Here is a 23,030-nt window from a genome sequence, read left to right on the forward strand (position 1 = left end):
TTATATGGATACAACAGCTGGAGATAATAAGGTAACATGGAAAGGATATATGTCTTTATTTGTATTGATAATACTATTTTCTGGTATTTTTAAGGAGAGTCAAGGATTTCTAAAAGCTTTAGACTTTGCTAACTTAACTGGCTCATTTGGTACTATTTCAGATGGCGTAGACTTTATGGGAAAGGGTGGAACTGGTGCAAAGGATGGTTTTTTATTTGCACTTACTTTAATACCAACTGTGTGTTTTGCTGTAGGACTTATTGATGTAGTTGAATCTATGGGAGGGATGAAAGCTGCATCAAAAATATTTAATCCATTACTTAAACCTTTACTTGGGATACCTGGAATAGCGGGTATAGCATTTGTATCTTCATTTACTAGTTCAGATGTAGCCTCAATAATGACAAAAGAATTATGTGAAAGCGGAGAAATAACGGATGATGAAAGAACTATATTTGTAGCTTATCAATATGCTGGTTCAGCAGTTATATTAAATACAATAAATACTCAAGCTCCACTTTTGCCAATAGCATTATTGGCATTAGGTCCAATAATACTTATAGAGATATTCTGTAAGATACTTGGTGCCAATCTAGTTAGACTAATTATAAATATAAAAAATAAAAAGAATAAAAATAAGGAGGCTGCGTAATATGAGTCAACAAAATACTGGAAGTACAATTGTAAATAGTAAACCAAAAAAAACTGTTGTTGAAACATTTATGGGAGGCGCAAAAAAAGGTTTTTACATAGGTGTTGAACAAATATTGCCAGCCATGATAATGGGGTATGTAATAGTACAATTTCTACAATTGACTGGTATAGTTGATATTTTAGGAAATGTTTTTGGTCCAGTAATGGGGATTTTTGGACTACCTGGAGAATCAGTCGTAGTTTTGATAGCGGCTTTCTTTGCTAAGGCAGCAGGAGCAGCTACAGCCGCAAATTTATTTGCGCAAGGTATAATTGCAGCATCACAAGCAACTATTTTGATTATGCCATGTATGTTAATGGGTACTCTAGTTGGTCATTACGCTAGAATAGTTCTTGTAGCTAATACTAGCACTAAGTATAGAATGTTACTATTAGCAGTTCCTATATTTGATGCAGTGGTAGGTATGTTGATAGTTAGAGTTTTACTTACTTTTATGGGATTAATGTAAAAATTAAATAAAACTAACATAATAATGTCATGATGATGTACTAATTAAAAAATGATATGTTAATTAAAAAAGAAGTTTACTAGTATAGTAGTAAACTTCTTTTAGATTTTCTATGTTTTTAGAGCTTTTTTTTAAAACTTTCTATGTTTTGTTTTAATATCTTTAAATCAACAATAAATTAAATTCATTTTTAGTTAATATCAATATAAATTTATTATGATTTTATTTTTAAAGTACAATATGTTTTGAATTTTCACGTATATCTACTTCAATGACTTTTTCTATTGTATCTCCTCTAAAGCCTAGTAAATTACTTGTTAAGTTTGCAGTAGAACAAGAGTGGTTAGGTATGATTCTTATCCTATCACCTATTTTTATATTAGTTTTTCCATTTACTTTAATTTTGCCAACTTCTTCTGAAAGTGAATCAATAATAAGTTCTGGATGTCCACAAACTATACCATAGCCAACAATACTACTATTTCCATGAGCACCCTTATCTAGTCCAAGGCATTTACTTCCACAATCAACTAAATAATATCCATCACTATTTTTTGATATTACAGTACATACAACAGTAAGAGCACACATCTTTTCAGTAGCACATCCTAAAGCTATTTGTATAGCATCATAATATACATAGTTTCCAGGTCTTACAGCAGTGATAGTTTTAGAAGTAGCTTCAGTTTCAACTGTTGGAGTGCTTCCAGAAGCTACAATATCTATATTAAATCCATTATCAGTTAATAATTTAGATGCTTTTTCCATAGCAGAATTTTCTTGAACACAAACATCTGGTACACCTTCTGGAGAACTGCAACCGTATACTTGACCTGGATGTGAGCTTATTCCAACAATCTTTATACTTTCTAGTTTTGAAATTTCAATAGCAAGTTCTACTACTTTTTCTGGTTTAACACCAAAACGGTGTAATCCGCAATCTACAATAAGAAGTAGTTTACATTCAATTTTAGCTAGAGAAAAAGCCTTGCTGTAAGCTCTTGCACATTCTATATTATCTGTAGCACATATTAAATTTATTTTTGAAGCCATGGTTACTACCCTATTTATATTTGCATCTCCCATGTAAGGGTAAGCCAACATAATATCTTTAAAGCCAGCATTTATCAAAGCTTCAGCTTCATCAAGAGTTCCAACAAGAAATCCAGTAGCACCTGTATCTTTTTGAAGTTTTGCAATATATGTACTTTTATGAGTTTTAAGCATAGGCCAAAGCTGTTTGTTATTCTTTGTACAAATTTCTTGTATTGTATTTATATTTTCTTCTAACTGGTCTAAATCTAGTAAAAAGCTTGGTGTAGCAATTTCTGAAATTTTCATATTGTTTACCACCTTTCAATAAAAATAAAATCAATCACAGGTCTTAATTTTACGATATTAATAAATATTATGATAAGATTAATTTTATAATATAAATATCTTCTAATTATATTATAGAACCAGTATGAGGTTAGAGCAATATTTATTTAGATTAATTAGAATTTTCAATATATTTATTGGTTATCAAATTATGTAACTATTAAACTGTATATATAATAATGTTTTATTTTTGTGGTTTTACTTAAAACTGTTTGAGTTTTATTTAATAGGGTATTTTAAATAAGTGAAAATTTTATTTCAGCATAAAAAACTTATATTATAAATTTTGGAGGTAGCAAATATGAGAAAAGTGGTACTTTATATTGCAATGAGTTTAGATGGTTATATAGCAGAAGAAGATGGTAGTGTAGCTTTTTTAGATGAAGTAGCTTCAGATTCTCAACAGGAAGATTATAATACTTTTTACGATACAATTGATACAGTTATTATGGGAAATTCAACATATACACAAATAATAAATGAACTAAGCCCAAATGAATGGTTTTATAAAGGGAAAGAATGTTATGTGTATTCAAAGACTACTAGTGGAGTTAATGAAAATGTAAAGTATACCAATTTGGAACCTAAAAAACTAATTGAGCAAATTAGAGCAGAGAAAAATGGGAAAGATATCTGGATAATTGGAGGAAGTGAAATAGTAGAATTATTTACAAAAGATAATCTAATTGATGATTATTTTGTATATGTATTGCCAATAATATTAGGTAGAGGAATTCCATTATTTAAAGCTGGAATACAGAGAACAAACTTAAATCTTAAAAAGGTTAGTAATATAGAACAACTTGTAAAATTAGAATATAGTAAAAAACAAGTATAAAGTATGTGCTGGCTTGTTATCATTTTATAAAATAAAGTATTTAAAAGCTTAAATTATATATAAATTGACATTACTTGTCAAATATGGTAACATAGAAGCGACTTATCGGAGGGTGTATTAAAAAGAATATGCTGGAGAAGAGAGTGCACTAACTCTTTTCTCCTTTTTTTATAAAAGCAAGTATTCATAAGCTTGGCATTACTACATAATAATTACACTGTCTCAAAAATTAAGAAAGGAGTAGAATATGAAATTAATTTTAAATTATTTAAAAAATTATAAGTTATTAATAGCATTAAATATACTGGCTATATTTAGTTTTGCATTAGTTGAATTAGGTATACCAACAATAATAGCTAAAATAATTGATAATGGTATTGCAAATCAAAACACAACTTACATAAAACAAATGGGAATAGTAATAGTTGTTATTTCTATTATAGGAGTTGTAGGTAGTGTATTATTGGGTTATTGTTCTGCAAAAATATCAACAGGAGTAACTAGAGATATAAGAAATGATATATTTAAAAAATCTCAAGAATTTTCACACACTGAATACAATAAATTTGGGATTTCTTCAATGATTACAAGAACTACAAATGATGCATTTCAAATTCAACAATTTGTAAATATACTTCTTAGAACAGCTTTATTAACTCCAGTCATGTTTATTATAAGTATAATCATGACAATTAGAACAAGTGTAGAGCTTTCTTTGGTATTAGCTATATCAGTTCCTTTTATAATTATTGGAGTAGCAGTAATAGCAAAAATTTCTCAATCAATATCGTCTAAACAACAAAAAGGACTGGATAAACTAAACCTTATATCAAGAGAAAATTTAACGGGAATAAGAGTAATCAGAGCATTTGGGAATGATGACTATGAGACAAAAAGATTTGAAGAAACAAATACATATTATGCTAATGTTTCTAAAAAATTGTTTAAGCTTATGTCAATTACTCAACCCGCATTCTTTTTATTATTAAATATAGCTGTTTTGGCTGTGTTTTGGATTTCAAGTGAAAAAATAAATATTGGAGAAATTCAAGTTGGACAATTGGTTGCATTTTTGGAATATCTTTTCCATGCTATGTTTTCAATTATGCTTTTTTCAATGGTATTTATCATGTATCCAAGAGCAGAAGTTTCAGCAAATAGAATAAAGGAAATTTTAGAAGAAGAACCACTTATAAAAAATCCTAAAAATGGAGTAAAAGATACTGAAAATAAAGGACTTATAGAATTTGACAATGTAACATTTACTTATCCAGATGGAGAAGCTTCTGTGCTTAAAGATATTTCGTTTACTGCAAAGACTGGTGAAACAGTTGCCTTTATAGGTAGTACTGGTAGTGGAAAAAGTACCTTAATTAACTTGATACCTAGATTTTATGATGTAACAGAAGGTAGTATTAAGATAAATGGAGTAGATATAAGGGAATATGACTTAAAGGCTTTAAGAAAAAAGATAGGGTTTATACCTCAGAAGGCATTGCTTTTTACTGGTAGTATAGCAAATAATATTAGATTTGGTAAAAATAAAGCAGGAACATCAGAATTAGAACATTCAGCCAAAGTTGCACAGGCATATGAGTTTATATCAAAAAAACCTAGAAAATTTGATGAATTAATTAGTGAAGGTGGAGCTAATGTATCTGGAGGTCAAAAGCAAAGACTTTCTATTGCCAGAGCTATTATAAGAAAACCTGAAATATATATATTTGATGATAGCTTCTCTGCATTAGATTTTAAGACTGATGCAATACTTCGTTCTAAGCTAAAAAAAGAAACAAAAGATGCAATTGTATTGATTGTTGCACAGAGAATCAGCTCAATTATTGATGCTGATAAAATTGTAGTACTAAATGAAGGACAAGTTGTTGGAATGGGAACTCATAAGGAATTATTGAAAAATTGTGAAATATACTATGAAATTGCAACATCTCAGTTGAAAAAGGAGGAATTGGAATAATGAAAAAGTCTAAAGGTTTTAAAAAAACAATTGGTAGACTTCTTCCATTTGTAAAGCAATATAAATTTTCATTTATTATAGCTATTATATGTATAATTTTAGCAGCTACTATGAATGCAATTGCTCCTAAAACAGAGGGATTAATAATAACACAATTAACTAAAGATGTAATTCGTATAGCAAAAGGAATACCAGGAGCATCTGTGAATTTTAACTATGTAGTAAAAATTTTGGCACTCTTAGCATGTATATATGTTGCTAATGCAATTTTTACGTATGCTTCAAGTTTTTTACTTACAAATGCTATTCAAAATACTATGAGAGACTTAAGAAATGAAGTAGAAAATAAGATAAGAAAACTGCCTATTAGTTACTTTGACAGCAATAGTTTTGGAGATGTACTAAGCCGTATATCAAATGATGTAGATACAATATCAAATGCCTTACAACAGAGTTTTATGCAAATTATTAACTCAATTTTAGTAATAATTTTGGCAATTTCTATGATGTTTACAATTAATGTATATATGGCATTTATAGCTCTTTTTATAATTCCAATTAGTTATTTTGTATCTAAGTTTATAGTAAAAAAATCACAAAAGCGATTTTCATTACAACAAAATGCTCTTGGAAAATTAAATGGAAAAGTACAAGAGATGTATACTGGATTTAATGAAATAAAATTATATGGTAAAGAAGAAGACTCTATAGAAGAATTTAAAAAAGTAAATCAAGAACTTTGTGAAAATGGATTTAAGGCACAATTTATATCAAGTATGATGAATCCAATGGTTTCATTAGTAACTTATTTTGGAATTGCAGCAGTAGCAGTAGTTGGTTCTATATATGCAGTGAGTGGAGGGATAACAGTTGGAAATTTACAAGCATTTGTACGTTACATATGGCAAATAAATCAGCCTCTTTCACAGATGACACAATTATCAACTGTAATACAATCTTCTTTTGCAGCAATAGAGCGTGTATTTGAAATTTTGGATGAAGAAGAGGAAACTCCTGATGTTGAAAATCCAGTTAAGATAGAAAATGTACAAGGAAATGTTACATTTGAACATGTGAATTTTGGATATGGAGAAAGTGAGACTTTAATAGAAGATTTAAATGTAGAAATAAAAAGTGGTCAAATGGTAGCTATTGTTGGTCCTACTGGAGCAGGTAAAACAACATTAATAAACTTATTGATGAGGTTTTATGATGTAAAGGGAGGAGCTATTAAAGTAGATGGAGTAGATATCAGAAATATGAGACGTGAAGATTTACGTTCAATGTTTGGAATGGTACTTCAAGATACATGGTTATTTAATGGTACTATTTTTGAAAATATAGAATATGGTAGATTTGGAGCTACTAAGGAAGAAATTATACAAGCAGCAAAAGTAGCAAATGTACATCACTTTATAACTACACTTCCAGATGGCTACAATATGTTTTTAAATGAAGAAGCATCTAATATATCGTTGGGAGAAAAACAACTTTTAACTATAGCTAGAGCTTTTATATCAGACCCTTCAATATTGATATTAGATGAGGCTACTAGCTCTGTTGATACTAGATTAGAATTGATGCTTCAAAAGGCAATGAGAAATCTTATGAATGGTAGAACTAGTTTTGTTATAGCACATAGACTTTCTACAATTCGTAATGCTGATTTGATTTTGGTTATGAATAATGGAAGTATTATAGAGCAAGGTAATCATGATGAACTAATGGAAAAAGGCGGATTTTATGAGAAGCTTTATAATAGCCAATTTGCAGATACAGAATCTGAATAGTAAAATATCTGCATGAATAATAGCTAAAATTTAAATTGATAATGTTAGAATTGAAAAGAGTATCAGCAAAGTTATTTTTTAATAAACTTACTGATACTCTTTATATTTAAGCTTAAAAATATTTATATTTGACAATTAATCTTGTTATATCTGATAGCTAGAATTGCAGTATTTTTCTTTTTTACCTTTTTGTTCTCTGACATATAATAACTCACTTAACTTATCAATGTAATAACAATCATCGCTTATTCGAATTAAACTAGTTAGATAATATCCGTCTTTACTTCGAGGAATTTTTTTGTTTATAGCTAAGTCAATAGCTGTCTTTGCTGCTTCAAAATGTTTTAAGTGTGTATGACCTTCTTCAAAATTCTTTCTAGTATTATAAACTACATAACCTTTTTTAACTTGAAAAACTATAAATTCTTTTTTTTCATATATTTTATTAAACATTTAATCAGCCTTTCTCAAGATAGTTTTATAGTATAACAATAGAAGCTTCTAAAAAATTTTATAAAGAGTATAAATATTATGTAAATTATAGACCTAAAGGCTATAATTTTATAAAGATAAATTTTTTATTACTTATATGTTAATTCATAGAAGTTAAAAGTAAATTATCTTTAAGTTAAACAAAAGTAAAATAAAAGACTAGTTATAATATTTATATGAAAAAGTACAAAATATAGTATAAAAATATAGAAAAATTAAATTATTTACTTGCAGTTTCTAGTTCCGTAAGTATATTTACCTTGAGATATATTATCATCATGAAAATATATTCTCTCACAAACTTTATCACCCCATAGAATATTTTTTGTTATTTTATGTGATGTATCTCCTGTAAATACCTCAGCAACAGTGGTATCAGTAACATCACAATAAAGGGATGCAAACTGCTTAAACCAAGGATTTTCTTCAAAGCGTGAAAGCCAGGAAGCTCCATAAGGACAGTGTAACTCTTCAAATTCAGGAACCCAACCTAAAAATGGAACATCAGTTATACTAGCAATATTGTCAGCAATCAATTCATCTCCATTTTCATTGGCTCTTTCTCTCATAGAAATAGCTCTTTCTTCTGATCTTTCAAACAAAACTTTTTTTAATATTTCAGCAGTTTTTTCATTTCCAAATTCCTCAACTAATACTTTGGTAAAATAAAAATATAAATCACCAAAATGTTTACAAGCCATACGAACTTCTTCAATAGCATAATCTTTGTCAATAGTTTCATTAGTTACAGTATCTTTGTTCAAAAAAATCACTCCTTAAAATAATAGTAGTTACATTATAATTATAGAGTATTTTTTATAAATAAGAAATTGATTTGAGATAAATAACATTTTAGTAAATGTAAATAGATTATTAAAATAATTTATTATTACAAAAATCTTCTAAATTGATGTATTTAGGAGTCTCCATATGAATAAGTGTTGTTTTGTAAATATCTTCAGTACATCCATTAGATATATTATTAAAAATATCTGTATGCTCTTTTAATGTTGTTTCTAGTCTTCCCTCATGTGATAATGAATCAAGAGCTAATTTTTTTATTCTGTACATATAGCTGTTGAACATCTTATCAAATTCAGTATTTTGAGCATATGAGACGATTGTTGTGTGAAATAAAGTATCATATTCTGCAAATGTGTTTAAATTCTTATCACTTGATACAATCTCTTTTTGTTTATCTAAAAGATACTTTAATTTATCTATAGTTTGAATTGCTCTAGGCTCTTTGTATTGGCTCGTAATCAAAAAAGTACAAAATCCTTCTATTGCAGAACGTATTTGAAATATCTCTACAATTTCATTGGCTGTGATTTGATGAATTTTGAAACCCTTACTTGGAATGATATCTATAAAACCATCTTGACTGAGTCTTTGAAGAGCATCTCTTATAGGAGTTCTTGAGATTCCTATTTCACTTGCAAGCTTTGTTTCAGAATATATTTCATTTTCTATTATTTCACCAGATAGTATTAATTCTTTTAAATAGTCATATGCTTGTTCTTGTAATCTTTTAAATGTAGCCATATTTTACCCCTCCTAAACAATGTAAAAATACAAAAACTTATATAATGTTAAGAATACAACATAGTAAAATTAAGGTCAATCCTTTGAAATTTAAATTATATATTGGATGATATGGCGATATAAATAAAGGTTTAGTTGAATGATACTTAATTATTGATAAAAATAGTTGATATAAAGAAAAATAATTAATATAAAGTATGATTAAATATAATATAAAAATAGTGTGGTTTATTTAACATAAATAGTATGCGTTAAATATAATGATTATAGATAAAATCTATTATATAAATCTAAAAATCGTGTTTTATTGTTAAAATAAATACTTTTATATTTTATATTGACCGGTATACTGGTGTGTAGTATACTTTAAATCATAAAAAACGTTTTCAAAAATATGAAAATATGGAGGGGTATATAATGAAATTAGGATTTATCGGATTAGGAATAATGGGAAAACCAATGGCCAAAAACTTACTAAAAGATGGATGTAATCTTTTAGTATATGACATTAATAAATGTGCTGTAGATGAGCTTGTATCGTATGGTGCAAAATATGCAAGTCTTTCAGAAATAGGTGAAGAGTGTGAGATTGTATTTACAATACTTCCAAATGGAGCTATTGTTCAAGATATATTATTTGGAGCTAATGGTTTAACAAATACTTTAAAAGAGGGAAGTATAATTGTAGATATGAGTTCAGTTACACCTACAGAATCTATGTTATGTGCAGAAAAATTAAAGCAAATGAACTTAGAATTTATAGATTCGCCAGTAAGTGGAGGTGAACCAAAAGCAATTGATGGAACACTTGCTTTTATGGCTGGTGGTAAAGAAGAGGTATATAAAAAAGTAGAGCCATTCTTTAATATAATGGGAAGCTCAGCTATCTTAATTGGAGATAATGGTAGTGGAAGTGTTACAAAACTTACAAATCAAGTAATAGTTAATCTTACAATAGCAGCAGTATCTGAAGCATTTGTACTTGCAGCCAAAGCAGGAGCAGACCCAGAAAAAGTGTACAAAGCGATAAGGGGAGGTTTAGCTGGCAGTACAATATTGGATGCAAAAATACCAATGATTATGAATCGTGATTTTAAACCAGGTGGGAAAATATCTATCAATCTAAAAGATATAAAAAATGTAATGCAGACAGCACATAATTTGGATGTGCCACTACCTATGACAAGTCAGCTATTAGAAATTATGCAAACATTAAAAGTACATGGACACTTAGAAGATGACCATGGTGGAATAGCTCAATATTTTGAAAAATTAGCAGGTGTTGAAATAAAAAAACACAATAACTAAGGGCAAAGATATTGATGATATAGTAGATATGTATTATAAAAATTAGATTTAGATTATATTATACAGAGATGATAGAGTTACAATATCATAATAAAAGAAAAAATAAGGTCAAGAGATAATAAAGTAAATTATAAAGGGGAAAAGATTATGATTACAGGATATGGACTTTTGATAGCATTTATTATATCTATAGGAATTTTGCTTGTGTCAATTATCAAGTTTAAAGTAAACCCATTTTTGGCATTACTTATAACATCAATAATTACAGGATTTATGGTTAAAATGCCTATAAATGAAATTTCAACTACAATATCAACTGGATTTGGAAATACATTAGGTAGTATTGGTATTGTAATTGGACTTGGAATAATATTTGGAAATATACTTTCAGAATCAAGAGCAACAGAATCTATTGCAAAGGGATTGTTGGCTAGAACTGGAGAAAAAAATAGTGCGTTAGCTATAACTACAGCAGGATTTTTAATTTCAATTCCAGTGTTTATGGATGCTGCATTTGTTATAATGATGCCTATAGTTAAATATGTTTCGAGAGTAACTAAGAAGTCTCTTATGGTTTTTGTATGTGCATTAGGCGTTGGTACAATAGTAGGTCATGCACTTGTAATACCAACACCAGGGCCTTTAGCTGTTGCAGCAAATGTAAATGCAAATGTAGGTAGTTTTATACTTTATTCTATAATTGTTGCATTTCCAGCAGTTCTTGCAGGAGGATGGATTTATGGAAAACGTTTTGAAAAATATCCAGCTTATGCAATTGACGAAAATAATAGAGAAAAAAATTTAGAACAAGAAAAAGAGAGTATTGAACTTGAAGATGATAACTCTAATAAAGTCCCTGGTTTTGGAGTTTCTATGTTTTCTTTATTATTCCCAATACTTCTTATACTTGTATCAAATGTATTTAGTATGTTTTTAGAAAAAGGTTCTAAAATGAGTGGAATACTTGCTTTTATAGGCGATAAGAATATAGCAATATTACTTGGAATATTGGTAGCAATAGTATTTTTAAAGAAGTACATAAGTAAACCTATGGGAGATGTTGTTATTGAAGCTGCCGATTCAGCAGGATTGATACTATTAATAACAGGTTCAGGGGGAGCATTTGGTAGTGTTATAAATGCTAGTGGAATAGGAAACTTCTTAGTTGACACTATGTCTGGTCTTAGTATATCAGTTGTAGTACTTGGATTCTTATTAAGTGCATTACTTAGAATTTCTCAGGGTTCTGCTACTGTAGCACTAGTGACTACATCATCAATTTTAGGACCGACAATTTTAGCAACTGGGATGTCACCAGTTTTAGTAGGGCTTGCTATATGTGCTGGTGGTGTTGGTTTTTCTCTTCCAAACGATTCTGGATTCTGGGTACTTTCAAGATTTAGTGGATTGTCAGTTAAAGATACTTTAAATTCATGGACAATAGGAGGTACAATAGCTGGTATTACAGCATTTGCAATGGTTTTATTACTTAGTGTTATAAATGGTATTATACCACTTCCAGGCTTATAAAAAATATAAATATTAAACATATGCATACTGTAATAAATTGCATAAAGGGGGATTTTTAGTGAGAGAAGTCAATTCAATTAACATAGATATACTCGATACTTTTAAGAACGTAGATGAAGATAAATTAAATAAATTACTTGTAAATGAACTTAAAAATTTAAATAGAAAAATTATTGTATTAGATGATGACCCAACTGGAGTACAAACAGTTCATGATGTTTCTGTATATACTGATTGGGATAAGAATAGCATAGAACAAGGTTTTGATGAAGAAAATAGTATGTTTTTTATACTTACTAACTCAAGGGGATTTACAGTTTCTCAAACAACAGAAGTGCATAAGAAAATTTCAAAAAATATTGTGGATATTTCTCAAAAAGTTAATAAGGATTTTATTATTATAAGCCGAAGTGATTCAACAATGAGGGGGCATTATCCTCTTGAAACTAATCTGTTGAAAAATGAGGTGGAAAAATTATCAGGGAAAATATTTGATGGTGAAATAATAATGCCATTTTTCAAAGAAGGTGGAAGATTTACGATAGACAATGTACATTATGTAAAAGAAGGAGAAATGCTTGTACCAGCGGGAATGACTGAATTTGCAAAAGATAAATCTTTTGGATATAAATCTTCTGATATAGGAGAATGGTGTGAAGAAAAAACAAATGGAGAATATAAATCTAGTGATATGATATACATTTCATTAGAGGAACTTAGAAGTTTAAATATTGATAGGATAACAGAAAAGCTTAAAATGGCAAAGAATTTCAACAAAATCATTGTAAATGCAATAGATTATGTAGATGTAAAGGTATTTACAATTGCGTTTATACGTGCAGTAAACAGTGGCAAAGAATTTATATTTAGAAGCGCTGCTGCTATAACAAAGATACTTGGAGGTGTAAGTGATAAGGAATTACTTACTAAAGAGGAATTAGTATCAAAAGATAATACTAATGGAGGTATTATACTTGTTGGTTCACATGTAAATAAAACTACTCAACAACTAGAAGAACTTAAAAATTGTAAACATCCTATAGAATTTATAGAGTTTAATCAACATTTAGTTTTGAGAGAAGATGGATTAAAAAATGAAGTAAAAAGAGTTATACAAGTTGTAGAAGAGAAAATAACTAATGGAAAGACTGTTGCTGTGTATACTAGACGTGAGCGTTTTGATTTAGATACGAATGATAAAGATAAACAACTTATGGTTTCTGTAGAAATTTCAGATGCTGTAACTAGTATAGTTGGTATGCTTAATGTAAGACCAAATTTTATTATAGCAAAAGGTGGAATTACATCTAGTGATGTTGGAACTAAGGCGCTAAAAGTAAAAAAGGCTACTGTAATGGGTCAAATAAAACCTGGTATACCAGTATGGATGACAGGAGAAGAAAGTAAATTTCCTAATATGCCATATATAATTTTCCCTGGAAATGTTGGAGAAGTTAGTACACTTAGAGAAGCTGTTGAAGTATTAATGGGCTAGAAGATTTGATTTAAAAATAAGGATAAGTCAATAGTAAGTTTTAGAATATTCTAAACCTTATTTGTATTTATAAATATTTATATTATAATATGGCATATAATTTAGATTATTTATTTTTTTTGATTGATTTAATATCTTCTTTGATTTTATTTAAAATATCTTTATGCTTATTAGAGCTTATATTAGGGAACGCCTTAATAATACGTCTATGAAGTAATTTGTGGCTAGATAGTAGAGTATTAAGCTTGTTTTTAAGTTCTTCAATTCTATTTTTAGCATAACGATAATTTTCTCTTTCTTTTAATATTTCAAATCTATCCTCTAAAGTCTCAAGTTTATTCTCAATAGTTTCTTGTGTAATAATTTTGTAGTATTCCTTTTTATCTTTTAATTCCTTAATTATAAGATTGATTTGTTTTAATTTACCATTTAATTGTAAAATTGTGTGTACTGTAATTATTAAATCTAAAACAAAATAAATTTCTATGGATATACCAAGAATAAATAGTATATTTTTAGGAATATAATCTATGAAATCAACTACAATAGGATGTATTATCAGCATTACAATTAATGACAACACACCAAACATAAGTGAATTTTCTAGGCACACTCTTCCATGAATGTTGAACTTGTGATTGGAATAATCCCACCACTTCATATTAAATATTTTTTCTAATACAAAACTTGTAAAATACTCCATTATGCTGGTGATAATTATACTAAACACAAATAATAAGGGAATATTATGAACAAAAGGAGTTAATGTAGCTACTATTGCTAGTGCTCCAAATCCATATATAGGACAAAATGGCCCATTTAAAAAACCTCTATTTACAAATTGTTTTTGTAAAACAGAACAATATGTAGTCTCACAACACCACCCTATAAAACTATAAATTACAAAATAAAGAAATTGGATATAAAATGTACTCATAAGCACCTCATTTCTAGTTAATATAACATTATATAATACTATATATCTGGTATTTTCTTTCACAATTAACTATATTACTTTAAATTTAATTTACATATTGATTATACCAATTTATAGAAATTTATCAAATTTAATTGCAATTATAATATTATATGCAAAACTATAATAATGAGATTTTATTTAAAATAAATAAGGGTGTCAAGTATAATCAAATCAATATCTGTAGATACTCTACAGTATATTGTTTTGATTACCTTTGACACCCTATATTATTTATATTTTGTTTATTTACATTTAAAACTAGAACAACATGTTTCAGTGTAAAGATTTACTCTATCAGTTTCAGGAGCTACTACTATATTATCAAGATTACATAAGCTACCATCTTTATTATACTTACAAGTCTTGACACTACAAACTAATTCTTCACAATTTCTATTGTTAACATTATTAGATAGATTACTATAAATAGATTCATCTAAAAACGAACTACAGCAAGTATGTCTATCATTATGAGCTTGTTCACCATTTATAAAAATTTTATCTGCATAACATATATGGCTGTTATTATGTGAGCAGTTAGTTACATTACAATTGATTCTTTCCAAAGTTATTACCTCCTAAACTATTATTTATTATAAATTATGTCCATATAATTGCAAGAATATAACATTTAAGAGAAAACTTCCTTTTAGAAGATATCTATTTTTAGATTAATTTGAAATACAGATATATTTTCTTCTAAAATTTACCTAAATTGTATAAAAACTTACAGCTTGGAGAAAATAATAGAAAAAGGAGGCGTAATCAATGTTTGAAAAGAAGAAAAAAGAATTATTTCCTTGGAAAATATCTGCATTAGTACTAGTAGGAGTATTTGTATTAAGTAGTGGAGTTTATATAGGAACAAAGTTAAAAAATAATGGAGTTCAAACTGGTAAAGTTGTAAGTGCTAGTGCGAATATGAATGAAGAATCAAAAGAAGCTTTTGGATTAAATAAAAACTGTGAAGTTTGGCTTCAAAGCGAAGGTGAGAATGAAACTAACTATAAGAGAGTACTTACGATGGCTGGAGTAGTTCCAGAGTCATTATTAGATAAGACAAAATCAGAAATAGTATCATATTTTAAGCAAGAATATCCAACTAAAACAATAAAGAGTATGGATAAAAATGAAATCATATTAGTAGAATCTAAAAACAGTGATAATAAAGATGTACAAGCAATGAACACTACTATAAAAGGTAAATATACAATTGAAAATGATAATGGAAATATAGCATTGTATAAATATGATGATAGTGGAAATAAAACATTAGTAGAAAAAACTAAAATAAGAGTAGATTCACTTCCTAAGACTGTTCAAGATGAACTTAAAAAAGGTGTAGTTATGGATACAGAGGAAGAGGCCTATTCAAGATTAGAAGATTTTGCAAGTTAATATTTCAAATTGATATTAAGATTCAAAACATATTTAATGCCTATTAAAATACAATAATTTATTTGTACTAAATATAAAAGTTATATTGGAGTGAGAAGTTCGCTTTGATATAACTTTTTTATTTGATTTTATTAAATCTCTAAGAATACTCGTGACTTTAGTCATGAGATGAATTAGGGAAATAGTAAGCGTATAGAGAAGTTTGTATGTAGAGATAGTAAACAATCTATCCAATATACCACTTGAATTGCTGGAAACCCCTAAAGCTTATGTGAACGACAACCTCTAATACGATTAATGTAGAATTTAGCTACAGGTTAAATTTTCTCTACTGTCATTGTTTTTTACCAAAACATTGGCTTTACAGTAAAGATATGTTATAATCATCTTAGAAAGCGAAGTGATATATATCATGTATTTAACTGTAAAACAGCAGGTAAAACATCTTTCAAAGGAAGATTATAAGAATATTAAAGAGCTTTCTCGTATAGCTAAAAATTTAGCTAATGAAGCAATCTATAATATTAGGCAATATTACTTCCAAGAAGGCGAATATCTAAATTATGAAAAGAATTATGTTCTTCTGAAAGATAGTCCTAATTACAAAAATTTAAATTCCAATATGGCTCAACAAATTTTGAAGGAAGTAGATGGTTCATTTAAGTCTTTTTTTGGACTGCTTAAATTAGTGAAAAAAGGTAAATATTCTTTCAAAGATATAAAATTACCACATTATCTTCCAAAAGATGGATTTACTACACTTGTCATTGGTTTTGTTCGATTAAATAATAATCAATTAATAATTCCATATTCACGTCAATTTGGAAAAGAACATAAAAAAGTTATAATAACGATTCCGCCAATTCTTAAAGATAAGAAAATTAAGGAAATTCGTATTATACCAAAAGCAAAAGCTAGGTTCTTTGAAATTCAATACACTTACGAAGTGAAAGAAGAACAAAGAAAATTAAATAAAAACAAAGTACTAGCAATTGATTTTGGAATTAATAATTTAGCAACTTGTATTACTTCTACTGGTGAAAGTTTTATTGTTGATGGAAAGCGTTTAAAATCAATAAATCAATGGTATAATAAACAAAATGCACGACTTCAAAGTATTAAAGATTTACAGGGGTATGTAAAACGAAATACCAATCGACAAAAATCGAATACTCGCAATCGAAACAATAAAGTAAATGATTATATGGCTAAAACAGCTCGTATTATTATTAATTATTGTTTAAAAAATGATATTGGTATTTTAGTTTGTGGGTATAATGAAACTTTTCAATACAGAAGTAATATCGGGAAAGTTAATAATCAAACATTTGTACATATTCCTTTTGGTAAATTACGTGATAAATTAGAATATCTATGTAAACTATATGGAATTACTTTTTTAAAACAAGAAGAAAGTTATACTTCCAAAGCTAGCTTTTTTGATAAAGATATTATACCAGCTTATAATGACGATAATCCAAAGGAGTATGATTTCTCTGGAAAAAGAATTAAAAGAGGATTGTATCAAACTAAAAAAGGAATGATTTTAAATGCTGATGTCAATGGTGCATTAAATATTTTGAGAAAAAGTAATGTTGTGTCCTTAGATGGACTATACAGTAGGGGCGAACTGGACACGCCTGTACGTATCAAAGTAGCTTAGGTTATTTTGAACGTAATCGAACTCTGCGATTTTAGTCGTGGGAGGTTCAGGGTATAATAATTTAGAACATAAGTTTTTATGAGAAATACATTTTGGTATTTCTTTTATTTTTAGGAGGAATTTTTTAAAATGATGATATTGGGGATTGACCCAGGTATAGCCATAGTTGGATATGGTATAATTGAATATAAAAATAGTAAATTTAAAGTAATAGATTATGGAGCAGTGACAACACCTGCGCATATGAATATCTCTAAGAGGTTAGAACTTGTATATAAAGGAATTGATACAATAGTAAAGAATTACAATATAGATGAAGTTGGAATGGAGGAACTATTCTTTAACAAGAATGTAAAGACTGCTATAACAGTAGCACAGGCTAGAGGGGTTACTATGCTTGCTTGTGCACATAATGGTAAACCAATATATGAATACACTCCGCTTCAAGTAAAACAAGGTGTAGTTGGATATGGTAGAGCAGACAAAGCACAAGTTCAACAGATGGTAACCTCATTTTTAAGTTTAAAAAAAGTTCCAAAGCCAGATGATGTTGCAGATGCTCTAGCTGTGGCTATTTGCCATGCTCATTCAAATAAACTTGAAAAAACTTTAAAGAATATAGGTGGGAAGTATGTATAGTTATATAAAAGGTACAGTAGAAGAAATTTATATAGACAGTATAGTTGTTGAAAACAATGATATAGGATATAAGATAAATGTGTCATCCAATACAATAATGAATTTGCAAATAGGGAATACTGCAAAAATATATACTAAACTAATAGTAAGAGAAGATGATATGAGTCTTTGCGGTTTTGCAAGCAGGGAAGAATTAAAGATGTTTGAATTGCTTACATCTGTATCAAAAATAGGACCTAAGGTGGGGCTTTCAATACTATCATTTGCATCACCAGCGCAACTAGGAGCTTATATTTTAAGCGAAGATGTTGGGAAACTATCTAAAGCTCCAGGCGTTGGTAAAAAGACAGCAGAGAGAATCGTTTTAGAACTTAAAGATAAAGTAGATAAAAATAATATAGAATTTGAACCAACATTATTATCACAAAAACCTACTTTCATATCTCAAGATGAATCTATAGATGCACTTGTAGCTTTGGGGTATACCTTAGCAGAATCAAAAGAGGCAGTTCAAAAATGTAAAAAAGATGGTATGAATACAGAAGACATTATAAAAAAAGCACTTACATATATAATGAGTAAATCTATGAAGTAGCATTTAATTTGTGAATGTAAAATAATATTTAAAATAAAGTAGATTTGCAAAATTACGGAAGGAGGGGTATAAATGCAAGATTTTGAAGATGAAAATAGGATAATAACTTCTACTATGAAGGTGGAAGATATAGATATAGAAAATAGTTTAAGACCAAAAACACTAGAAGATTATTTGGGTCAAGAAAAATCCAAAGAGCAACTTAGTATATTTATAGAGGCAGCAAAATCAAGAAATGAGCAGTTAGACCATGTACTTTTATATGGGCCACCAGGGCTTGGAAAAACTACACTAGCAAGTATAATAGCTAATGAGATGGGAGTAAATTTGAGGATTACATCAGGACCTGCAATAGAGAGAGCCGGAGACTTAGCAGCTATACTTACAAATTTGAATGAAAATGATGTTTTATTTATAGATGAGATACATAGAATCAATAGGAGTGTTGAAGAAGTATTGTATCCAGCAATGGAAGATTTTTGTTTAGATATAATAATAGGAAAAGGACCATCTGCGAGAAGTATAAGGCTTGACCTTCCTAAGTTTACACTTATTGGAGCTACTACAAGAGCTGGTATGCTTACAAATCCACTTAGAGATAGATTTGGTGTTATTTGTAAATTAGATTATTATACAGTTGATGAACTTTCAAAAATAGTGCTTAGGTCATCAAATATTTTAGATGCAGAAATACAATCTCAAGGAGCTTTAGAGCTTGCAAAACGCTCAAGAGGAACTCCAAGAATAGCAAATAGATTGCTAAAAAGAGTTAGAGATTTTGCACAGGTTAGGGCTGATGGAAGGATAACTGATGAAGTTGCAAAGGATGCTCTTGAACTTTTAGGAGTTGATAATTTAGGTCTTGATTTTGTGGATGAAAAGCTTCTTATAACTATAATAGAAAAATTTAGGGGTGGTCCTGTAGGTCTTGATACGTTAGCAGCTTCAATTGGTGAAGATAGGAATACAATAGAAGATGTGTATGAGCCGTATTTACTTCAACTAGGGTTTATAAATAGAGGGCCTAGAGGTAGAGTAGCCATGCCATTAGCCTATGAACATCTAAAAATACCTTATCCTAGCGATAGATAAGAATAGAAGAAAGAGGTATCAATTAAAAAAATAATCATTAAATTAAAATATTTCTAAAATGGGCAAAAATTCAAACATATCCACAAAATGGTAATTATATCTGTAGATACTGTGGATAAATACAAGGAAAAATGTGTGTATTGTATCTATATATTGTGGATAAGACGTGTATAACGTGGAAAAATATCTATATATTGTGGATATGCTGTATGTTAAAAATAGAGATTTATTGATAGATTATGGTAATATTGTAGAAAATAAGTTGTTTTTTTGATATTATTGTAGCTAGAGAAATTTTAAGAGAGGAAGTTTGACATTGAAAACAAGTGATTTTAAATTTGATTTACCACAGGAACTTATAGCTCAAGTTCCTATAGAAGATAGAGCTAGTTCAAGATTGATGGTATTAGATAAAGAAACAGGAGAAATTGAGCATAAAGTATTTAGAGATATAATAGAATATTTAAATCCAGGAGATTGTTTAGTTTTAAATAATACTAGAGTTATACCTGCTAGATTAATAGGGGAAAAACTTGAGACTGGTGGAAAAATTGAATTTTTATTATTAAAAAGAACAGAGGAAGATACTTGGCAAGCTTTAGTAAAGCCAGGTAAAAGAGCAAAAGTGGGAACTAAGTTTTCTTTTGGAAATGGGAAATTAATTGGAGAAGTTGTAGATTTATCAGATGAAGGTTCAAGAATTATAAAGTTTCATTATGATGGAATTTTCGAAGAGATTTTAGATGAGCTTGGAAATATGCCACTTCCTCCATATATAACTGCTAGATTAGAGGAAAAAGAAAGATACCAAACTGTTTACTCAAAACATAATGGCTCAGCAGCGGCACCTACAGCAGGTCTACACTTTACAGAAGAATTATTAAATGAAATAAAAGAAAAAGGTGTAGATATAGCATTTATAACTTTACACGTTGGTTTAGGTACTTTTAGGCCAGTAAAAGTAGATGATGTTTTAAATCATAAGATGCATTCAGAATATTATATGGTTAGTCAAGAGGCAGCTGACAAAATAAATAGAGCAAAAAAAGATGGGAACAATGTAGTATGTGTTGGAACTACTAGTTGTAGGACTATAGAATCAGCTTGTGATGAAAATGGCAAGATGAAAGAAACTAGTGGATGGACAGATATATTTATATATCCAAGTTATAAATTTAAGGTTTTGGATAGACTTATAACTAATTTCCATTTACCAGAGTCTACCTTAATCATGTTAGTAAGTGCTATCTGTGGAAAAGAAAATGTTTTAAATGCATATAATGAGGCAGTAAAAGAAAGATATAGATTCTTCAGTTTTGGAGATGCTATGATTATAAAGTAGGGAGGGAATAGATGCATAGCTTACAAAAACAAAAAAAGAATAACCCTATATTAAAGATTGCTTTTATCTTTGAACGTGTATTAGCAGTAGTAGTTTTAATAGCAGTATTTTTAGGTACAATAGATGTATTAAGACTTATGTGGGGAGCATATATAGTTGATTTTCAAAACCCAGTACAATACAGTCAGCTTAATGATTTCTTAGCACAAATATTACTTTTGGTGATAGGTGTTGAGCTTGTAGTAATGCTATCACTTCATATACCAGGAGCATTTATTGAGGCACTACTATATGCTATAGCTAGAAAAATGTTATTGCTTCCTAAAAATGAAGGAATGATAGATGTTTTAATTGGAGTTATAGCTATTGCAGGACTATTTGCTATAAAAAAGTTTTTAGTAACAAAAGACAAGAGTACTCTTAATATAACGAGTATTCATGATGAAGAAGCAATCAAAGAACAACAAAGTAAAGAAGATAAAGATAAATCTATTTAGAAAATATATTAGATATTTAGATTAGTGAAAATATATGTTATGAATAACTAGAAATAAAAATTATTAAGGAGATATTTATGTACGCAGTAAGATACGAACTGATAAAAACTTGTAAACAAAGTGGTGCAAGGCTTGGAAGATTACACACGCCACATGGGATTATAGAAACACCAATATTTATGCCTGTTGGGACTCAAGCAACAGTAAAGTCTATGACACCAGAAGAATTAAAAGAGATTGGCTCACAAATAATACTTAGTAACACTTATCATCTATATATGAGACCAGGACATGAACTTATAAAAAAAGCTGGTGGACTTCATGAGTTTATGAACTGGGATAAGCCAATACTTACAGATAGTGGAGGATTTCAAGTATTTAGCTTAGGGCCTTTGAGAAAGATAAAAGAAGAAGGTGTAGAATTTAGGTCACACCTAGACGGTTCAAAACATTTTTTAACTCCAGAAAAAGCTATGGAAATACAAAATGCGTTAGGTTCAGACATAATGATGGCATTTGATGAGTGTGCGCCATACCCAGCAGATAGAGAGTATGTAAAGAATTCATTAGAAAGAACAACAAGATGGTTAAAAAGATGTAAAGATGCCCATAATAATACAGACAAGCAAGCTTTATTTGGTATAATACAAGGTGGAATGTATAAAGATTTAAGAGAGCAATCAGCGAAAGAAATAACAAGCATTGATTTACCTGGATATGCGATTGGTGGACTTAGTGTTGGAGAACCAAAGCCACTTATGTACGATGTACTAGAACACACAACTCCATTTATGCCAAAGGACAAACCAAGATACTTAATGGGAGTTGGTAGTCCAGATGATTTAGTGGAAGGTGTTATAAGAGGAGTAGATATGTTTGACTGTGTTTTACCTACTCGTATAGCTAGAAATGGAACTGCAATGACTAGTCAAGGTAAAGTAGTAGTTAGAAATGCAACTTATGCTGAAGACTTTACTCCACTTGACCCTGAATGTGATTGTTATGCTTGTAAAAATTATTCAAGAGCCTATATAAGACATCTTGTAAAAGCAAATGAAATACTGGGTGCAAGATTGATAACTACTCATAATCTTCACTTTTTACTAAATTTAATGAAACAAATAAGACAAGCAATAATGGAAGATAGATTACTTGATTTTAGAAATGAATTTTTTGCAAAATATGGATATGAAATATAGGTTTTGCACTATTAATTATAATCATTTTAATATATAATATTCAATAGTACTCAAAGCTAAAGAAAGTAAATTGTTGTATAAACATTTATTACGATTTGCAAAAGAGTATA

At 28.9% G+C, this 23,030-nt stretch carries 21 protein-coding genes and 1 pseudogene; 16 read left to right on the plus strand and 6 right to left on the minus strand.

Annotated features, from left to right (window positions below; genetic code table 11):
• Positions 1-4: 4 nt before the first annotated feature.
• Entirely contained in the window at positions 5-652 is a 648-nt protein-coding gene (locus IR151_RS10155; RefSeq protein WP_227434411.1) for a nucleoside recognition domain-containing protein, read from the plus strand.
• Between the two features lies 1 nt (position 653).
• On the plus strand, positions 654-1,163 hold the full coding sequence (locus IR151_RS10160) for a nucleoside recognition domain-containing protein (RefSeq protein WP_227434412.1): 510 nt from the start codon (positions 654-656) through the stop codon (positions 1,161-1,163).
• 228 nt (positions 1,164-1,391) lie between these two features.
• Here IR151_RS10160 and IR151_RS10165 read toward each other — a convergent pair whose 3' ends face one another.
• Positions 1,392-2,504: an alanine racemase gene (locus IR151_RS10165; RefSeq protein ID WP_227434413.1), complete on the minus strand. Its 1,113-nt coding sequence runs from the start codon at positions 2,502-2,504 to the stop codon at positions 1,392-1,394.
• 340 nt (positions 2,505-2,844) lie between these two features.
• Between IR151_RS10165 and IR151_RS10170 the strand changes: the two genes are divergently transcribed.
• From IR151_RS10170 to IR151_RS10180, 3 genes are all read left to right on the plus strand, one after another.
• The gene (locus tag IR151_RS10170; protein ID WP_227434414.1) at positions 2,845-3,381 is read left to right on the plus strand and encodes a dihydrofolate reductase family protein; all 537 of its coding nucleotides are present in this window, start codon (positions 2,845-2,847) and stop codon (positions 3,379-3,381) included.
• A gap of 247 nt (positions 3,382-3,628) precedes the next feature.
• A complete protein-coding gene (locus IR151_RS10175; protein ID WP_227434415.1) occupies positions 3,629-5,356 on the plus strand; it encodes an ABC transporter ATP-binding protein in 1,728 nt (575 codons plus the stop codon).
• Positions 5,356-7,146 (plus strand): ABC transporter ATP-binding protein, encoded by a 1,791-nt coding sequence (locus IR151_RS10180; RefSeq protein WP_227434416.1) that lies wholly within the window; start codon positions 5,356-5,358, stop codon positions 7,144-7,146. The genes IR151_RS10175 and IR151_RS10180 overlap by 1 nt, the downstream gene beginning before the upstream one ends.
• Before the next feature lie 144 nt (positions 7,147-7,290).
• Here IR151_RS10180 and IR151_RS10185 read toward each other — a convergent pair whose 3' ends face one another.
• The 3 genes from IR151_RS10185 to IR151_RS10195 form a co-directional block, all read right to left on the minus strand.
• Complete coding sequence (locus tag IR151_RS10185) at positions 7,291-7,599, minus strand: hypothetical protein (RefSeq protein WP_227434417.1); 309 nt, start codon at positions 7,597-7,599, stop codon at positions 7,291-7,293.
• Between the two features lie 263 nt (positions 7,600-7,862).
• Positions 7,863-8,411, minus strand: a complete 549-nt coding sequence (locus IR151_RS10190; protein ID WP_227434418.1) for an L-2-amino-thiazoline-4-carboxylic acid hydrolase — start codon at positions 8,409-8,411, stop codon at positions 7,863-7,865.
• A 100-nt stretch (positions 8,412-8,511) separates the two neighbouring features.
• Positions 8,512-9,183, minus strand: a complete 672-nt coding sequence (locus tag IR151_RS10195) for a GntR family transcriptional regulator (RefSeq protein ID WP_227434419.1) — start codon at positions 9,181-9,183, stop codon at positions 8,512-8,514.
• 399 nt (positions 9,184-9,582) lie between these two features.
• Here IR151_RS10195 and garR point away from each other — a divergent pair.
• The 3 genes and pseudogenes from garR to IR151_RS10210 all read left to right on the plus strand — a co-directional run.
• Positions 9,583-10,491 (plus strand): annotated as a pseudogene (gene garR / locus IR151_RS10200) (2-hydroxy-3-oxopropionate reductase); the annotation flags it as partial.
• A 147-nt stretch (positions 10,492-10,638) separates the two neighbouring features.
• Positions 10,639-12,021 carry a gluconate:H+ symporter gene (locus tag IR151_RS10205; RefSeq protein WP_227434421.1) on the plus strand — a complete coding sequence of 461 codons (1,383 nt, stop codon included), beginning with the start codon at positions 10,639-10,641 and terminating at the stop codon, positions 12,019-12,021.
• Between the two features lie 58 nt (positions 12,022-12,079).
• On the plus strand, positions 12,080-13,516 hold the full coding sequence (locus tag IR151_RS10210) for a four-carbon acid sugar kinase family protein (RefSeq protein ID WP_227434422.1): 1,437 nt from the start codon (positions 12,080-12,082) through the stop codon (positions 13,514-13,516).
• A 106-nt stretch (positions 13,517-13,622) separates the two neighbouring features.
• Here IR151_RS10210 and IR151_RS10215 read toward each other — a convergent pair whose 3' ends face one another.
• Positions 13,623-14,453 carry a putative ABC transporter permease gene (locus tag IR151_RS10215; protein WP_227434423.1) on the minus strand — a complete coding sequence of 277 codons (831 nt, stop codon included), beginning with the start codon at positions 14,451-14,453 and terminating at the stop codon, positions 13,623-13,625.
• A gap of 284 nt (positions 14,454-14,737) precedes the next feature.
• A complete protein-coding gene (locus IR151_RS10220) occupies positions 14,738-15,061 on the minus strand; it encodes a DUF1540 domain-containing protein (protein ID WP_227434424.1) in 324 nt (107 codons plus the stop codon).
• Between the two features lie 202 nt (positions 15,062-15,263).
• Here IR151_RS10220 and IR151_RS10225 point away from each other — a divergent pair, with 202 nt between their 5' ends.
• The 8 genes from IR151_RS10225 (at position 15,264) to tgt (ending at position 22,920) form a co-directional block, all read left to right on the plus strand.
• Complete coding sequence (locus tag IR151_RS10225; RefSeq protein ID WP_227434425.1) at positions 15,264-15,893, plus strand: BofC C-terminal domain-containing protein; 630 nt, start codon at positions 15,264-15,266, stop codon at positions 15,891-15,893.
• A 412-nt stretch (positions 15,894-16,305) separates the two neighbouring features.
• On the plus strand, positions 16,306-17,556 hold the full coding sequence (locus IR151_RS10230; protein WP_227434426.1) for a transposase: 1,251 nt from the start codon (positions 16,306-16,308) through the stop codon (positions 17,554-17,556).
• Positions 17,557-17,685: 129 nt separating this feature from the next.
• On the plus strand, positions 17,686-18,195 hold the full coding sequence (gene ruvC / locus IR151_RS10235) for a crossover junction endodeoxyribonuclease RuvC (protein ID WP_227434427.1): 510 nt from the start codon (positions 17,686-17,688) through the stop codon (positions 18,193-18,195).
• Positions 18,188-18,790 (plus strand): Holliday junction branch migration protein RuvA, encoded by a 603-nt coding sequence (gene ruvA / locus IR151_RS10240; protein WP_227434428.1) that lies wholly within the window; start codon positions 18,188-18,190, stop codon positions 18,788-18,790. The genes ruvC and ruvA overlap by 8 nt, the downstream gene beginning before the upstream one ends.
• A gap of 72 nt (positions 18,791-18,862) precedes the next feature.
• On the plus strand, positions 18,863-19,882 hold the full coding sequence (gene ruvB, locus IR151_RS10245; RefSeq protein ID WP_227434429.1) for a Holliday junction branch migration DNA helicase RuvB: 1,020 nt from the start codon (positions 18,863-18,865) through the stop codon (positions 19,880-19,882).
• Between the two features lie 316 nt (positions 19,883-20,198).
• A complete protein-coding gene (queA, locus tag IR151_RS10250) occupies positions 20,199-21,224 on the plus strand; it encodes a tRNA preQ1(34) S-adenosylmethionine ribosyltransferase-isomerase QueA (protein WP_227434430.1) in 1,026 nt (341 codons plus the stop codon).
• 11 nt (positions 21,225-21,235) lie between these two features.
• Positions 21,236-21,721, plus strand: coding sequence for a phosphate-starvation-inducible PsiE family protein (locus IR151_RS10255; RefSeq protein WP_227434431.1), 486 nt, complete (start codon positions 21,236-21,238; stop codon positions 21,719-21,721).
• Between the two features lie 77 nt (positions 21,722-21,798).
• The gene (gene tgt, locus IR151_RS10260) at positions 21,799-22,920 is read left to right on the plus strand and encodes a tRNA guanosine(34) transglycosylase Tgt (RefSeq protein WP_227434432.1); all 1,122 of its coding nucleotides are present in this window, start codon (positions 21,799-21,801) and stop codon (positions 22,918-22,920) included.
• The last annotated feature ends 110 nt before the right edge of the window (positions 22,921-23,030 follow it).

Source organism: Clostridioides sp. ES-S-0006-03, from assembly GCF_020662275.1.
Lineage (GTDB): Bacteria > Bacillota > Clostridia > Peptostreptococcales > Peptostreptococcaceae > Clostridioides.

Coding starts and splice junctions, on each gene's coding strand:
- IR151_RS10155 (WP_227434411.1), top strand. CDS start 5: ATGGATACAACAGCTGGAGATAATAAGGTAACATGGAAAGGATATATG.
- IR151_RS10160 (WP_227434412.1), top strand. CDS start 654: ATGAGTCAACAAAATACTGGAAGTACAATTGTAAATAGTAAACCAAAA.
- IR151_RS10165 (WP_227434413.1), bottom strand. CDS start 2,504: ATGAAAATTTCAGAAATTGCTACACCAAGCTTTTTACTAGATTTAGAC.
- IR151_RS10170 (WP_227434414.1), top strand. CDS start 2,845: ATGAGAAAAGTGGTACTTTATATTGCAATGAGTTTAGATGGTTATATA.
- IR151_RS10175 (WP_227434415.1), top strand. CDS start 3,629: ATGAAATTAATTTTAAATTATTTAAAAAATTATAAGTTATTAATAGCA.
- IR151_RS10180 (WP_227434416.1), top strand. CDS start 5,356: ATGAAAAAGTCTAAAGGTTTTAAAAAAACAATTGGTAGACTTCTTCCA.
- IR151_RS10185 (WP_227434417.1), bottom strand. CDS start 7,599: ATGTTTAATAAAATATATGAAAAAAAAGAATTTATAGTTTTTCAAGTT.
- IR151_RS10195 (WP_227434419.1), bottom strand. CDS start 9,183: ATGGCTACATTTAAAAGATTACAAGAACAAGCATATGACTATTTAAAA.
- IR151_RS10205 (WP_227434421.1), top strand. CDS start 10,639: ATGATTACAGGATATGGACTTTTGATAGCATTTATTATATCTATAGGA.
- IR151_RS10215 (WP_227434423.1), bottom strand. CDS start 14,453: ATGAGTACATTTTATATCCAATTTCTTTATTTTGTAATTTATAGTTTT.
- IR151_RS10225 (WP_227434425.1), top strand. CDS start 15,264: ATGTTTGAAAAGAAGAAAAAAGAATTATTTCCTTGGAAAATATCTGCA.
- IR151_RS10230 (WP_227434426.1), top strand. CDS start 16,306: ATGTATTTAACTGTAAAACAGCAGGTAAAACATCTTTCAAAGGAAGAT.
- ruvC (WP_227434427.1), top strand. CDS start 17,686: ATGATGATATTGGGGATTGACCCAGGTATAGCCATAGTTGGATATGGT.
- ruvA (WP_227434428.1), top strand. CDS start 18,188: ATGTATAGTTATATAAAAGGTACAGTAGAAGAAATTTATATAGACAGT.
- ruvB (WP_227434429.1), top strand. CDS start 18,863: ATGCAAGATTTTGAAGATGAAAATAGGATAATAACTTCTACTATGAAG.
- IR151_RS10255 (WP_227434431.1), top strand. CDS start 21,236: ATGCATAGCTTACAAAAACAAAAAAAGAATAACCCTATATTAAAGATT.
- tgt (WP_227434432.1), top strand. CDS start 21,799: ATGTACGCAGTAAGATACGAACTGATAAAAACTTGTAAACAAAGTGGT.